Source organism: Halomonas qinghailakensis, assembly GCF_025820815.1.
Lineage (GTDB): Bacteria > Pseudomonadota > Gammaproteobacteria > Pseudomonadales > Halomonadaceae > Vreelandella > Vreelandella qaidamensis.
In genome coordinates this window covers 1,074,687-1,088,114 of record NZ_CP096973.1, presented here as the reverse complement: position 1 = coordinate 1,088,114, position 13,428 = coordinate 1,074,687, and the positions used below count along the sequence as shown (strand labels likewise).

The 13,428-nt window shown below is 52.5% G+C and carries 16 protein-coding genes; 7 read left to right on the top strand and 9 right to left on the bottom strand.

Features of this window, described 5'->3' with window-relative positions; translation table 11 throughout:
• The first annotated feature begins 48 nt into the window (after positions 1 to 48).
• The 4 genes from M0220_RS05075 to M0220_RS05060 all read left to right on the top strand — a co-directional run bounded on the left by M0220_RS05075 (position 49) and on the right by M0220_RS05060 (position 2,755).
• Entirely contained in the window at positions 49 to 627 is a 579-nt protein-coding gene (locus M0220_RS05075; protein WP_264018864.1) for a hypothetical protein, read from the top strand.
• Positions 624 to 1,001 carry a hypothetical protein gene (locus M0220_RS05070; RefSeq protein WP_264018863.1) on the top strand — a complete coding sequence of 126 codons (378 nt, stop codon included), beginning with the start codon at positions 624 to 626 and terminating at the stop codon, positions 999 to 1,001. Before M0220_RS05075 ends, M0220_RS05070 begins: the two co-directional genes overlap by 4 nt.
• On the top strand, positions 998 to 1,693 hold the full coding sequence (locus tag M0220_RS05065) for a DUF1007 family protein (protein ID WP_156963091.1): 696 nt from the start codon (positions 998 to 1,000) through the stop codon (positions 1,691 to 1,693). The genes M0220_RS05070 and M0220_RS05065 overlap by 4 nt, the downstream gene beginning before the upstream one ends.
• 75 nt (positions 1,694 to 1,768) lie before the next feature.
• On the top strand, positions 1,769 to 2,755 hold the full coding sequence (locus M0220_RS05060) for a nickel/cobalt transporter (protein ID WP_030074734.1): 987 nt from the start codon (positions 1,769 to 1,771) through the stop codon (positions 2,753 to 2,755).
• Positions 2,756 to 2,787: 32 nt separating this feature from the next.
• On the opposite strand, the gene M0220_RS05055 is transcribed toward M0220_RS05060, so the two are convergent.
• Positions 2,788 to 3,207 (bottom strand): HIT family protein, encoded by a 420-nt coding sequence (locus M0220_RS05055; RefSeq protein ID WP_030074736.1) that lies wholly within the window; start codon positions 3,205 to 3,207, stop codon positions 2,788 to 2,790.
• Positions 3,208 to 3,397: 190 nt separating this feature from the next.
• Between M0220_RS05055 and M0220_RS05050 the strand changes: the two genes are divergently transcribed.
• Both M0220_RS05050 and M0220_RS05045 read left to right on the top strand, forming a co-directional pair.
• Positions 3,398 to 3,529 carry an entericidin A/B family lipoprotein gene (locus M0220_RS05050; RefSeq protein WP_030074738.1) on the top strand — a complete coding sequence of 44 codons (132 nt, stop codon included), beginning with the start codon at positions 3,398 to 3,400 and terminating at the stop codon, positions 3,527 to 3,529.
• A gap of 106 nt (positions 3,530 to 3,635) precedes the next feature.
• Positions 3,636 to 4,004 (top strand): I78 family peptidase inhibitor, encoded by a 369-nt coding sequence (locus M0220_RS05045; protein WP_030074740.1) that lies wholly within the window; start codon positions 3,636 to 3,638, stop codon positions 4,002 to 4,004.
• Here the strand turns inward: M0220_RS05045 and M0220_RS05040 are convergent.
• Positions 4,001 to 4,606, bottom strand: a complete 606-nt coding sequence (locus tag M0220_RS05040; protein ID WP_264018861.1) for a LysE family translocator — start codon at positions 4,604 to 4,606, stop codon at positions 4,001 to 4,003. The genes M0220_RS05045 and M0220_RS05040 overlap by 4 nt on opposite strands.
• Positions 4,607 to 4,701: 95 nt before the next feature.
• Between M0220_RS05040 and M0220_RS05035 the strand changes: the two genes are divergently transcribed.
• Complete coding sequence (locus tag M0220_RS05035) at positions 4,702 to 6,096, top strand: aminotransferase-like domain-containing protein (protein WP_264018860.1); 1,395 nt, start codon at positions 4,702 to 4,704, stop codon at positions 6,094 to 6,096.
• Positions 6,097 to 6,145: 49 nt separating this feature from the next.
• Here M0220_RS05035 and M0220_RS05030 read toward each other — a convergent pair whose 3' ends face one another.
• From M0220_RS05030 to M0220_RS05000, 7 genes are all read right to left on the bottom strand, one after another.
• Entirely contained in the window at positions 6,146 to 7,150 is a 1,005-nt protein-coding gene (locus tag M0220_RS05030) for an ion transporter (RefSeq protein WP_264018858.1), read from the bottom strand.
• Between the two features lie 32 nt (positions 7,151 to 7,182).
• Positions 7,183 to 7,707: an acyl-CoA thioesterase gene (locus M0220_RS05025; protein ID WP_264018856.1), complete on the bottom strand. Its 525-nt coding sequence runs from the start codon at positions 7,705 to 7,707 to the stop codon at positions 7,183 to 7,185.
• 101 nt (positions 7,708 to 7,808) lie between these two features.
• Positions 7,809 to 9,119 (bottom strand): short-chain fatty acid transporter, encoded by a 1,311-nt coding sequence (locus M0220_RS05020; RefSeq protein ID WP_264018855.1) that lies wholly within the window; start codon positions 9,117 to 9,119, stop codon positions 7,809 to 7,811.
• 230 nt (positions 9,120 to 9,349) lie between these two features.
• Positions 9,350 to 10,648 (bottom strand): MATE family efflux transporter, encoded by a 1,299-nt coding sequence (locus M0220_RS05015; protein ID WP_264018854.1) that lies wholly within the window; start codon positions 10,646 to 10,648, stop codon positions 9,350 to 9,352.
• 11 nt (positions 10,649 to 10,659) lie between these two features.
• Positions 10,660 to 10,908, bottom strand: coding sequence for a YfhL family 4Fe-4S dicluster ferredoxin (locus tag M0220_RS05010; RefSeq protein WP_030074752.1), 249 nt, complete (start codon positions 10,906 to 10,908; stop codon positions 10,660 to 10,662).
• Positions 10,909 to 10,980: 72 nt separating this feature from the next.
• The gene (coaD, locus tag M0220_RS05005) at positions 10,981 to 11,475 is read right to left on the bottom strand and encodes a pantetheine-phosphate adenylyltransferase (protein ID WP_030074754.1); all 495 of its coding nucleotides are present in this window, start codon (positions 11,473 to 11,475) and stop codon (positions 10,981 to 10,983) included.
• Positions 11,472 to 13,358: a beta-ketoacyl synthase gene (locus M0220_RS05000; protein ID WP_035537023.1), complete on the bottom strand. Its 1,887-nt coding sequence runs from the start codon at positions 13,356 to 13,358 to the stop codon at positions 11,472 to 11,474. The genes coaD and M0220_RS05000 overlap by 4 nt, the downstream gene beginning before the upstream one ends.
• Positions 13,359 to 13,428 lie beyond the last annotated feature (70 nt).

Sequence of the window (13,428 nt, the reverse complement as noted above, 5' to 3'; positions counted from 1 at the left end):
GCGGCGTTCGATGACACACCAGCCGCCACTGGGGCGAGAGGATCACTCATGAAGGCAATACTACCGATTAGCATGACGTGCTTGTTACTAGTGACAGGCTGCCAAACAGTGCCTGAGCGCCTTCCTCAAGCGGAGCCAGCCCCTTCGGCAGCCTGCTATTTTCCAAGCGATCAGCCTAGTCAAAAGACTCCATCGTTGGAGGTGCTGACACAAAGTATTGGCGTATTGGAAACATGGGGTTTTGAGCTTGAAACTACTGACACCGATCTAGGGCTTGTGACCGCTAGTCGGCGGCGAGATTTAATTGGTTACTATGACCCTTATGATAACGACTTTGGGTATGGGCGAAACATGCGGGTATTTGGTGGCTTCGGTTTGGGGCGCGGTGGTTCAAGCATTGGGCTGGGGATTGGTGGTGGGTTTGGAGCTGGTTTCCGGCACCAACCAGTCGAAGTAGAGCGGGTGTCGCTACTGGCTCGCGATGGCTATATCCGGCTTTCACGAGATATTCGTCGCTTTGACCACTTAGGGGATCTGCGTGAATCTTACAGCGCGAGCAATGATGATTTTTGTCAGCGTTTCCAAACTGCGTTTAAGCAAGCAGCAGCTACCCCGGGGGCGTTATGAAACCACTACGTAAGCACTTCTTTTTAACGGCCACCGCGCTACTCATGACTATTACGCTGGCAGGCTGTGCAACGACACAGCCACTAGAGCCGCGAGAGCTACGTTACAACGCTTCCCCAGAGCAAACGTTCCGCGAAGCCATTGAGTTAATGATGGAGCAGGGCTATGTCGTGCGGCACGCTGATTTAGCGCTAGGGCGCGCAGAGGCAACGCTAGCCCGCTGGCCTGAGTATCGCCTGCAACTACAGGTAAGTGAGGTGGCGGGTGGTAGCTATGTCAGCTTATCGGCGTTGCGTGGCAATCAGCCACTGCCACCGCGTGTATTAGATCCTTGGTTGGTTGAGCTGCAACATAAATTAGGAGAATTGCCGTGATAGGCGTATTGCCCGCGCATGGAAATTTGCTGAATAAACTCCGCGGTTACTGGGTAGTGTTGGCAGTAGGTGTTAGCGGCGCGTTAAGCAGCAGTCCGGTGATGGCTCACCCCCATGGCTGGGTCGATCTCAGTGTGCGGGTGATAACAAACAATGAGGGGATTGCAACAGGGCTTCATCAAACGTGGCGAATGGACCCTTTTTACAGTTTGGTGGTGTTCGAAGAGTTACAGCAGGTTCAAGGCAGCAATCTGCAAGAAGGCCTTGACCAGCTAGGCAGCGACATCCGTGACAACTTGTCGCAGCAGCACTACTTTACGGAGATTCGTGTAGATGGCGAACCACAAGCGCTGGGTGAGGTGTCTGAATACACGGCGTTGGAGCGTGATGGCCGCTTAACCTTTATGTTTATTCTGCCGTTAGCAACGCCTCAGCCATTGGCCGGACGAATGCTGGAGTATCAGGTCTTTGATCCAACCTACTATATCGAAGTGGTGCACGAAGAAGAGGAAGGGGCACCCTCTGAGCAGGCACTGATTCTTAATGGTGAACCTGACTGCCGTTTAAGCGTGTTACCTGCTGACCCTGATCCGGAACTGGTTATGCAAGCCGCGCTGTTAGATGTGGACGAAGAAGGTGAGCCAGGATTGGGCCGCCATTTTGCAGAAACGGGGCGGGTTGAATGCGACTAGCGGAAAACCTGGAAGGTCGTGTATAAAGTGTTACTTGACAGTAGTGTTACTTTATAACTTTTCAGTGGAGGGGCAATGCCTTTAACGCGGCAACAACTGTTATGGGGAGCGCTGACCGTGTTTGGGGCGCTGCTGTTGGTCGTCATCGTACAGGCTAATTTGCAGGGGGTTAGTCTTCAACTGCTGGCTTGGCAGCGAGATTTACACCGTACTCTGACGCTTGCTATTACCGAGCTTTCCCGCACGCCTTCTGCCACTACGTGGCTGACGCTACTAGGGGTAAGTTTTGCTTATGGCGTTTTTCATGCTGCAGGGCCTGGGCATGGTAAAGCGGTATTAGCGACGTATTTAGCGTCTCACGGTGGTGCCACCCGGCGCGCCTTGGGGCTTTCCTTTGCGGCAGCCTTGCTACAAGGGATTACAGCGATTGCCATGGTGGCTGTACTCGTACATGGCCTTGGCTGGCTGACCCGTCAGGCAATGGGTAGCGTAGCGTGGGTGGAACAAGCCAGTTTTATGTTAGTAGCACTGTTAGGTGGCTGGTTATGCTGGCGCGCCATTAAACAATTGCGCCACGCTTATTCCGCACACGCTAGCCATGCTGCTGAACACAGTCATAGCCATGATCATTCCCACTGCTGCGGAGGCGCTCATCATATTGAACCTCAGCAAGCGCTCGACTGGCGCACCGCATTGATGACCGTCGGTGCGATCGGTATGAGACCCTGTACTGGGGCAGTGTTGATGTTGGGGGCTGCTAGCCTGCTGGGGCAGTTTTATGTGGGAGTCGCTTCGGTGTTAGCCATGTCTCTGGGTACCGGTATTACCGTTTCTGTGCTGGCGCTGGCAAGCATCTTAGCTCGCGGTTGGGCGGCTAAACGGTTACAGCAACAGAGCAGCCGACAGGTGGTTGAAAAAGCGGCTGGCTGGGCAGCGCTTACTGGCGGTGCGCTCATTGTTGCGCTAGGCATATCGCTTTCCATGGCTGGCGCTGCCCAGCCTGCTAGTGGCCCATTGCTCAGCGAGCCACCATCAAGGCAGGGACCATTGCTAGGGAATTAAGCAATGTTTTGTTTTAAGCAATGCTTTGTTTGTTAAAACTTCAACCCCTCAATCTGGGCAAGCAACTGTTCACGTCGGCTGCCTTGAAGGGCTAGCTCATAAGGCTCAGGGCTGCCGTTTCCCCATACCGGTGCAGGCCAGCTGGCATCATCTTTATAGCGCACTACCAAGTGAATATGCAGCTGGCTGACAACATTGCCTAAGGTGGCAATATTGAGCTTATCACCGTGAAAAGCCTCCTTCATCGCAGCTCCTAGCAGCGTGGCTTCCCGCCATAGCTGTGTCTGGTCCTCGTGGCTAAGTTCAAACACTTCGCTAATTGAATCGCGCTTAGGTACCAGAATTACCCAAGGGTAGCGTGCATCGTTCATTAACAGCGCACGACATAGAGGAAGGTCGGCAAGCGGCAATGTATCCGCTTCTAGTCGCGGATCAAGTTCAAACGTTTTCAATTAAGTACTCCTTTACATAATAAAAGCTAGCATAGCAGCTGCTCAGTTCCTCTGCCTCTTGCCAATAACGGCTAAGTCGGTACCGAAACAAGCAAAATTATTAAAATCTGTTACGCTAAAAGCACTCCCAGACGGTAAGGCTACCGTCGGAGCTTCCCGATTGTTGAATACTTTGTTAAGGAGAACACAGATGAAAAAACTCATGGGTATTAGCTTTATTCTTTTAATGACGGCGGGCGCTCTAGCGGGCTGCAACACTATTTCAGGTGCAGGACAGGATGTTGAAGAGGGCGGTCAAGCAGTACAAGATGCGGCAAGTTAAGGCTATTTATTATTGGCACGTCTTGGCGTGAATGAACGGGTTAGGCATAGTTGTCTAACCCGTTTTGCATTGTGGGTAGTTATTAGCCAAACAAGGAAGAATCATCATGAATCACCCATTACGCTACGCTAAGAAAAAATTGGGTAGCCTTACGGTATTACTCGCATCGGTATTACCAGTCTCGGTCTTGTTGGTGGCATGTGCTGGTTCTCCCGAGAATGTCCCTGCCCCAAAGCCACCTACTGTAGGCCAGCCTTCTGCTGAGATGAACACTAGGTGCGATGCTGAAGCAGTTCAGTACGCTATTGGCGCTCCTTTTGATGAAGCCAATGTACCCACTCTACAAAATGAGAGCGGCGCTCAGCAGGTACGAGTACTCAGGCCTAACAGTGCCGCTACCTTAGACTACCGAGAAGATCGCTTAAATATTCTGCTTGAAAGTAACGACATGATTGAAGCGTTGCGCTGCGGCTAGCGTAAGATCAGTACAACACAGGCGGCCGTTAATAACCCCATGGTGATATTAAACAGCCGCCAAGCTTTATCACTTTTTATCCACTGCCCAATAGCGCTGCCAAACGCTGCCCATAAAGCAATACACGGCAGCGCGACCAATTCTGCAAAACCAGCTAACACTAGCGCATTTACTACTGGCTGCCCGTTTTCGGGGAGAAATCCTGCCATCAACGCCAGCCCCATTACCCAAGCTTTAGGATTAGCGAATTGAAACATTGCGGCTTGCAAAAAAGTTAGCGGCACGCCGTGTTGAGTTCCTTTGAGATTCGGCGGCGGTGCAGTGGCTATCTTCCAAGCTAAATACAGCAGATAGGCGCTACCCACCCAGCGGAGTGTCATTTGCACCATAGGAAAGCGTTCAAACAAGACGCCAAGCCCCAGCGCGATACCGGAAAACAGCAGAAAACAGCCGCCTAAAATGCCCCACATATGAGGCATAGTTCTGCGAAAACCAAAATTCGCCCCATAGGCGGTCAGCATAATATTGTTTGGCCCAGGGGTAAGCGTCATCGACATCATATAAAGCGCAGCCGGGCCAAGCAGTAGCCATTCGTTGTTCATTTTGTATCCATACAATTTTGTGGTTTAGATTGTTTTTTGATCGCTTTTGTAAGCATAATGGCGGGTAAATCTACGTCAAAGGTTTTATTGTCACCATGACAATTTGGGTGCCTTCACTTGAGTGTTTTTCTGGGCCACGCTATCGCGCTATTGCCCAGTCCATTGGCGCAGCCATCTCGGCCGGCGAGCTTGCCCCAGGCGAACGCTTGCCACCTCAGCGGCGCTTAGCGGATGCATTGGGGGTGACCGTAGGCACCGTTACCCGGGGGTATGCTGAGGCAGAGCACCATGGCTGGGTAACCGCTCGAGTAGGCAGTGGAACCTTCGTCAAGCAACCTGCGCCAAAAACCGTTTTTGACATGGCATGGCGGACGGGTGATGACAGTGATGTCATCGATTTAAGCTTAAGTTTGCCGCCGCCTCACCCACTTCGTTTGCAGGCGTTCAGTGCTGCTTTAAAGGCAATGAGCGAATCGCCTTCTGCAGTAACGCGAGGAGTCTCCTATCTTGATGCGAGGGGAGCCGAAGGTCACCGCGAGAGGTTGGCAGAATGGCTAGCGCAGTTAGGTATGTCGCTGAACGCAGATGAGCTGCTGATTACTCAGGGAGGGCAGCATGGCATTAGTCTTGTGCTTAGCACGTTGCTGCGCCCTGGTGAACTGATAGCGATCGATGCCTTGACCTATCCAGGCGCAATTAGCGCTGCCCAGCAAGCACACCTAAAAATGGTGGGCATTGCCTTTGATGAATCGGGAATGTGTATGGAGGCGCTGGAGGCTCAGTGCGCCCGCCAGGCACCCAGGTTAATCTATGTGACACCTGATCAGAATAATCCTACCGGCGCTTGTCTTAGCGAGGCTCGGCGAGAGCAATTAGTGGCGCTTGCCAGACGTTATGACAGTTGGCTACTGGAAGATGGTGTGCAGTATTTGCCTGCTGAGCAGCGCGGCACACCGCTGTATCAGTTAGCGCCAGAGCGAACGCTGTTTGTCTTCAGTACCGCAAAGGTACTAGCGGGTGGGCTGCGTATTGGTGTCTTGCGGACGCCTAATAAACTGCTTGAACGCCTTGCCGCCGGATTAAGGGCACAAAGTTGGATGGTGCCGCCACTAATGGTTGATATTGCCTGTTATTGGATCGCTCAGCCCGAGGCGGCTTCACTGCTTACGTGGCAAACCGAGGAGCTAGCCGCGCGACAGCAAATAGTGACAGAGATATTTTTCGGTTACACGCTGGGCCGAAGTCATAACGGCAGCAATGTCTGGCTTACGTTGCCGGAGGGAAGTCGTGCCATTGAGCTGTGTGAACGCTTGCAGCTGCAAGGCGTTAAAGTTTCAAGTGCGGAGCCTTTTTGTGTGGGAAGTACGCCAGCGCCCCAGGCGATTAGGATTTGTATTGGGGCTGCTGCAGACAGGCAGACATTAACCCAGGCACTGAATGTTATTAAGCAGTGCTTGGCTCAGCCGCCGTTGGCAACTATTACCGTATAACAGGGCTATTAATAGCCCTGTTGTTGATAAACAAGCTACTCATAACAGGCTATTTATAACGGTCTTTCCATCCTTGGTGGCGTACCTGCTCTTTGAGCATTTCGAGAATGTCGTAAAGCACTTGTTCGGTGACATGCGCGCTTGTTTCATCTACGGTTAGCCAACTGTTGAAGCCCGTTTCAGCCGTACGCTCAACCAGTTGGCGAAACTCAGCTGAGTGAATGCCCTGGGCGAGTTCATCCACTAGCCGCTGAGCAACCCCACTAAGAGAGGCCTGCATAGCGTTTGAGGCTGTGTTTCCCATGGGGAGGCGGTGTAGTTTTTGAATTTCTGGGCTTTCCCGTAGTGTTCGGCTAACTAAGTCATCAATCGCCGCCATGATAGTGGTACGGTTTTGTTGATAGGCTTGCCCCACCGTTGTTTCTAATCGCTGAGCAATTTCATGAATTAGCTGGGCCTTGCGAGGGAGGATAACGCGATCAATGACCCGCTCTGTTAGTGAATCGCTAGCCACAATTTGCTCTTGTACATTACCTAGTAAGCGCAGTGCAATGCGGTCGGAAAGCTCTTCTAGCAGGATATCGTAATACTTGGCAAAAAAGCGGTAGCTGTCCCAACTTGTTACATCAATCAAGCGCAGTCGATGCAGCCGATTTAATAGCGATACCACGCGCAGCACGCGCAATAAGCGGAACCCGCTGAGTGGAATGCAGCCCAGTACGTCATACCAGTGGACAAACGGGTAGAAAAACCAGCGGTGATAACGGCGTTCGGCAATCGCTACCGCCCATCCCAGCAGTACATCCGCTATAAAGATAGCGACAAAAAACAAATCAATAGTAATAAAGCGGCTGTGAACTACTGAGTCGTAAAACGCGTGGAAACTGGGTGTAAGGCTGGCAATAGCATCGTTAATTGGCCCAATCAGAAACAGCGAGTCAAACAGTAGCAGGCTAAGGTTGATGATAACCGCAGCGAGAATAAAAAAATCCCAACCGATATGCGCATACTCAACGGTTTTAGGTAGGTGTGGGTAGCGCTCCCTGACGGGCATGAGGGCTCCTTGCTCTGCGGTGTGTTTTAGCGTTAAGAGTGGTGTTGATGGTGGTGTTGATGGGTAAGCAACTCTTCTTGCTCTGCTTGCTTACGTAGTTTTTTACGCAGTGCTGCTTTTTCAAATCGTAGTTTCTGTAGCGAGGTTTTAAGGGCGAGTGGTGGCACTAGCGCGGGCTTGCCATTTGAATCTACCGCCACCATGGTGAGATAGCAGCTATTGGTGTGACGAATCAGCTTTTCACGAATATCTTCGGCCACTACCTTAACCCCGATCTCCATAGAAGAGCGCCCTACGTGGTTAACGCTAGCTAAGAAAGTCACCAACTCGCCGACATGAATCGGCTGTTTAAACAACACCTGATCGACGGAAAGCGTGACAACATAGTGACCCGAATAGCGGCTTGCGCAAGCGTAGGCCACCTCATCGAGTTTTTTAAGAATAGCACCGCCGTGTACTTTGCCACTGAAATTGGCCATGTCGGGTGTCATTAACACGGTCATGGAGAGTTCATGCTGGCCGGGTAGGGCGCTATGTTCAACGTGGGCGTCTGACATACATAAAAACCTACATAGAGAAAAATGCCCGCCCCAAGGGGCGGGCGCTAAACAGACAGTTAGTGTTCTAAAACTATCGCGACGTTAATGGCTATCACTTCTTAAAACCATACTAGGCCAACAGAAATGATAATGCCGGTGATAAACAGCTGGATGAGGCAGAAGCCCATGATGTCTTTCGCTTTCAGACCTGCGATAGCCAATACTGGCAGTGCCCAGAAGGGCTGTAATAAGTTAGTCCAGGCATCGCCCCAGGCGACTGCCATAGCCACACGAGAAATGTCAGCACCCAGCGCTTCTGCGGCAGGTAGCATAACAGGCGCTTGAACGGCCCATTGGCCTCCGCCGGAAGGTACGAACAGGTTTACGATGCCCGCGCTTAGAAATGACCAGAAAGGCAGTGAAGTCGCGGTGGCGAAAGAGACTAACCACTCCGACATGCTTTGGGCCAATCCCGACTGCACCATGATGGCCATAATGCCTGCGTAGAAGGGGAATTGAATGACAATACCTGCGCCGCCTTTAATAGCTTCATTTAAGCTATTGAGCAGGTTGCGTGGGGTACGATGCAGCACAATAGCCAAGAATAAGAATAGGAAATTGACGACGTTGAGGTTTAAGCCACCGCTACGCAGTAGAAAGTGGTCAAGCAGGAACAGAAGCCCTGGTACGCCCACTAAAAGGGCTAGCGGCATGCTGTTCTCGAGCTTTTCCGCTGGGCGGGTAATACGGCCCTGAACTTCAGGTTCATCGTCTAGCAGCTTGGCATCTACATACACGCTGTCTTTTTCATCTGGCAGCATCAAGCGGTTAACCAGCGGTACGGCGATAAACAGACAAATCACAATTGCTAAGTTAAAGAAGGCAAAAATAGTCGAGCTGGTACCAATAACGCCTATTTGGTCAGCGGAGAAGTGGCCTTCCGTTGCAATGGTTAGCGGAATGGAACCCGCAAGGCCACCATGCCATACAACGAAACCAGAGTAAGCGCTGGCAACTAGAAGACGGTAGTCGACCCGTATCAAACGGGCGAGTTCCTTGGCAAATAGTGCCCCAACAACCAGCCCAAATCCCCAGTTAATCCAACTGGCAGCAAGCGAAACGAGCGTTACTAAAATAATCGCGCCACCAGGGCTTTTCGCGGTGCTAGCGATTTTCTGCAGAATGCGTTTTACCGGTGGCGAGCTTGCCAGCATAAAGCCAGTGACGAGCACCAGTAACATCTGCATGGAGAAGGTAAGTAGTCCCCAGAAACCATCACCCCACATACGCAGTACGGCCAACGGCGTTTGGCGCTCAACGGCGATGGCAGCAATGGAGGCAATTAACGTAAGGAGCAGAACAAAGATATAGGGATCTGGCAAGTAGCGCTCAACCAGCTTAACGGCTGGTTTTGATATGAGTTTTAGCATGAGTGCTCTCTTTATTCGTTATTAGGAAGTGCGTGGCTAATATACGGCGGTACAGCGATTTTTTCATCCATTGTCAGGTGCTTGCTCTGGTACTTATGCCGATGCTTATTTAGGCGCTTGCTTAGATACACCCTATTACGGTAGCCCAGTTGGCAACTACTAAGCGTGATGGGCTTCAACGGTGGAACGGAGCCATGCGATTAGCGTTGTAGGTTTCACGATAGGAAGCTTTAATTTTGAGGGCACCAATGGCGTTGGCGATAGTGGTAATAGTAGGCAATCAGTACCGCTGAGCGTGTGAGCATAAAGAGCGAAAAGGCTAGCCACAAACCATGGTTGCCAAGCCCTTGAAAAAGCCACCAAGCAGGTAAGTAAACTGCTAAACCGGTAAAAATGCTGTTGCGCATTTCGCGCACGGCGGTAGTGCCAATAAAGACGCCGTCGAGTAAATAGCTCCATACGGCAATCAATGGCATCACTATCATCCACGGCAGGTAGCTCGCGGCGGTAGCACGAACTTCTGCTAGCCCTGTCAGCAGGGCGACTAAGTAATTTCCGCCTAATGCGAAGGCAAGGGTGGCTGCCGTGGCTGTCCATAACGAGAAACGCGCAGCCGCTCGAACGGTTGCGGCAAATTCACCCCAGTCTCGGCGCCCATAGGCGCGCCCCACCAGCGATTCCGCTGCGTGGGCGAAGCCATCGAGTGCATAGCTAGTCAGCATAATAAATTGCAACAGCACGGCATTAGCGGCTAATACGGTGTCGCCCTGGCGCGCTCCTTGAGCGGTAAAAAAGGCCATGGCAAACAGCAGCCCTAAGGTGCGCACAAACAAATTGGCGTTAACACTAAATAGCGCTGAATAGGCTGATAGCACCAAAAGTCGCTGCCGTTGAAAGCAGCCTTCCAGATGACCAAGCTGGCGTAGGACTAAATAGCCACCAAAGATGAGCGCACTATAATCGGCAATTACGCTGGCCAGGGCAACGCCGCCGCTGGTCATTCCTAGCCCCACCACAAACCAAAGATCGAGCACGATATTGACGCTGTTGGTCAGCACTAAAATCATTAGCGTGACGCGGGCATTCTGTTGGCCCAAAAACCAACCGAGGATGGCGTAGTTCGCAAGCACTGCCGGGGCTGACCAAAGCCGTATTTCAGCATACTCACGTGCCAGTGGTGTCGCCGCTTCGCTGCCATCTAACAGCCATAGGCCGAGCGAAATCAGTGGCGAGCCAAAGATAATCAGCAGTGCGCCAATAACGAACGCCATAATGAGTGACTGACCTAGCAAGTTGCGCACATCGCTATGCGCTTCGCGCCCAATTGCCTGGGCCACTAGGCCGGTGGTGCCCATGCGTAGAAAACCAAATCCCCAGTAGAGGAAGCTAAATAGCGTTGCACCGAGAGTCACGGCAGCCAAATAGCGAGAGTCGGGCAGATGCCCGACGACCGCCGTATCAACCAGGCCCAATAAGGGAACGGTTATATTCGAAAGAATAATGGGCCAAGCAAGGGTCCAAATACGCACGTCTTAGGGCTCTAGGCCGCAGTAATAATGCGGTATTTCTCCATGAGCTTCTCGTGGCTTTCGGGACGCTCTGGGTCGAGGGGAATACAGTCCACTGGACACACTTGTTGGCACTGTGGCTCATCAAAGTGCCCTACACATTCTGTGCATAAATTGGGATCAATAACGTAAATCTCATCACCAGGAGAGATGGCGTCATTGGGGCATTCAGGTTCGCAGACGTCGCAGTTAATGCATTCGTCGGTGATCATTAGGGCCATGGGCATACCTCACGAATGGCTTAACGCCCAGGTAGTGATATACCTGAGCGTTTTACTCAACATTATCGATAGCTAGATAGTGTAGTGCTTACGCAGTGCCTCTGCGACCTGCGGATGAACAAGCGGTGAAATATCGCCGCCCAGCTTGGCGATTTCTCGCACAATAGTGGACGAAATATAGGAGTTTTCCACCGCTGGGGTGAGAAATACGCTCTCAAGTTCAGGATTTTGCGCACGATTCATATTGGCTAGCTGTAGTTCGTATTCGAAATCCGAGACAGCCCGTAGGCCACGTAGAATAATGGTGGCTCCCTGTTCATGCATCATGGTAGTCAACAGTGTTGAAAAGCCGATGACCTCTACGTTAGGTAGCGAAGCACACACTGTTTTGGCCAGCGCGATGCGAGTTTCTAGCTCGAGGCTAGGCCGCTTGCCGGGGCTGGCTGCGACCGCAATAACTACCTTATCGAACATCCGCGCACCGCGCTCAATAAGGTCAAAGTGGCCGTTGGTGATAGGGTCAAAAGTGCCAGGGTAAACAGCAATGTTTACACGTTGATCGCTCATTTTGGTGTCTCCTGTTCGTCAAGCTGACCGAAAGGGTTGTCCGCCGTGAGCGAAACGGCGTGTTCATAACCTGGAATATGAATACGGTCGGCATGAATCTCAAGCTCTGGGCCTTCGAGTACCGCTTCACCGAACTGATAGCGAGGCGCATAGTGCCCACGGTCAGCACTTTCTAAATAAGCCTCAGCATTTGCTCGAACAGCTTCCCGGCGTGTTTTCCAAGCGTTGATAGCTGCACTACCATGACGTTTGATGAGCAAGCGCTCGGTGACCTGGGGAGAGAGCACTACGCCGGTGGCATTATTGCCGCCAAACCCTTTGGCATTAATAAAAGCGGCATCGGCGTCAAACGCCACTGGGGTGGTAGAAAAGCGAAGCCGCTTAGCGAACACATCATCCGCGACTGCATCCAAGGTGGGAATGCCGGGCAGCAGCCCATGGGCAAAGCTACCCAGTGCACTTACCAGTTGGTCGCCTGCTGCAGACCCTTGGGAGTGGCCGATAAATGCTTTAATGGCGACCACTGGCCAGTTCTCGATACCATTTGCGCGGGCAATTTCATCGAAAACATGGGATTCGGTAGTACGGTTTTTAGGGGTGCTGGTGCCATGGGCATGCAGGAAGGTACGCTCTTTGAGCGCTTTTTCGCCCAGCATATCTTTTACTAAAGCGGCGGCTTTACCTAAGGTGATGTAGTTGCCAATGCCGGGGGCGGAAATAGAGCGCTTAAAACCGTCGGCGTTAACGAATACATCGGGCACCGCACCTAAAATATCCGCCCCTAATTCAAGCGCTAACGCATCGTCCATTAACAGCACGAACTGGCTCGCTTCCGCCATGGTGAAGCCACAGTTACGCGCGAACGGGCGACAGGCGCGCTGGTAGTCGGCGTTGGTAAGCAGCTCTAAAGAATCCAGTGCTTTCAGACTGGCATCATCGGCCAATGCGCCCATGGCACGAAAGCCTTCGATGATTTCGGGGGTGATTGGCGCATCGGCGGTGCCTACCATAACGACCCGGCATCGTCCGGCACGGATGTCATCAATACCCAGGCGCAGATTATATAAAAAGCTGGCGCAGGCACCTAGGGCTGCACCAGTACTACCCACGCTGCCTAATACATAGGCATTGAGGAAGTCGGCAGGCATTTGCCCATAGCCTAGCGGCATTTGCTTAGAGGTAGCGCGCTGACCGCTAACCAAGCTCTTGAGCAACCCCCCCCATCCTTGCTCATCCAACTGGCCGATGGAGTTGCCCGCGTATACCGCAATATGGTCAGGGTCTAGCCGTTGGCGAATCGATTCCCAAGCGAGCCCGCTGGCACCTAGGCAGTCACTAGCAGCAAATATTGCCATAGACAGCCCGCGTGGATGATGCACGCTGCGGTAAAGGCTGGCGGGGTCGAAGCCACTGGGCAGTTGGGCAGCCGCACGCACCTTTGGTTCTAAGGCGTCAGGCAGTAGGGCACTAAAGTTTCCCGCAGGCACGGTGACAGCGACTTCCTTCGCATCAAGGTCCTCTACCTGCCATCCTTCAGGTAACTGTTCGGGAAGCTGGCGGCGGCGCAAGGTAAAGCGCATCGGCTCGGTTAGCGTCATTTCTGCCCGTCGGTTGGCTGGCAAGCCGGGAGCGAGAAAGCGCGGGTCTTCGTTGCGCCGAATCAATGTGTGATTAAGCACATGATCGCGCAGGGTTTGAGCGGCAGGGGCAATGGCCTGGCCAGCGCTATCATGCCCGCCGTTATCGTAATGCTCGGCAAGGCGCATTAGCGCTGCCAAGCTTGCCAGTGTTTGGCGCTGTTGGTCAGCTGGAAGAGCATCAAGCACGGTGCGGCGGAAGGCCTGATGGCCCGAGGTTCTGCCGGCGGGATTGATGCCGCCCATGCCGACAATCACCGGTAAGTGTGACAAGCCGGGTTCCTCGTGGTGCGGTGGTTTTAGTAACAGTTATTGT

Coding starts and splice junctions, on each gene's coding strand:
- M0220_RS05020 (WP_264018855.1), bottom strand. CDS start 9,119: ATGCTAAAACTCATATCAAAACCAGCCGTTAAGCTGGTTGAGCGCTAC.
- M0220_RS05035 (WP_264018860.1), top strand. CDS start 4,702: ATGACAATTTGGGTGCCTTCACTTGAGTGTTTTTCTGGGCCACGCTAT.
- M0220_RS05075 (WP_264018864.1), top strand. CDS start 49: ATGAAGGCAATACTACCGATTAGCATGACGTGCTTGTTACTAGTGACA.
- coaD (WP_030074754.1), bottom strand. CDS start 11,475: ATGAGCGATCAACGTGTAAACATTGCTGTTTACCCTGGCACTTTTGAC.
- M0220_RS05050 (WP_030074738.1), top strand. CDS start 3,398: ATGAAAAAACTCATGGGTATTAGCTTTATTCTTTTAATGACGGCGGGC.
- M0220_RS05070 (WP_264018863.1), top strand. CDS start 624: ATGAAACCACTACGTAAGCACTTCTTTTTAACGGCCACCGCGCTACTC.
- M0220_RS05045 (WP_030074740.1), top strand. CDS start 3,636: ATGAATCACCCATTACGCTACGCTAAGAAAAAATTGGGTAGCCTTACG.
- M0220_RS05000 (WP_035537023.1), bottom strand. CDS start 13,358: ATGGGCGGCATCAATCCCGCCGGCAGAACCTCGGGCCATCAGGCCTTC.
- M0220_RS05040 (WP_264018861.1), bottom strand. CDS start 4,606: ATGAACAACGAATGGCTACTGCTTGGCCCGGCTGCGCTTTATATGATG.
- M0220_RS05025 (WP_264018856.1), bottom strand. CDS start 7,707: ATGTCAGACGCCCACGTTGAACATAGCGCCCTACCCGGCCAGCATGAA.
- M0220_RS05060 (WP_030074734.1), top strand. CDS start 1,769: ATGCCTTTAACGCGGCAACAACTGTTATGGGGAGCGCTGACCGTGTTT.
- M0220_RS05030 (WP_264018858.1), bottom strand. CDS start 7,150: ATGCCCGTCAGGGAGCGCTACCCACACCTACCTAAAACCGTTGAGTAT.
- M0220_RS05010 (WP_030074752.1), bottom strand. CDS start 10,908: ATGGCCCTAATGATCACCGACGAATGCATTAACTGCGACGTCTGCGAA.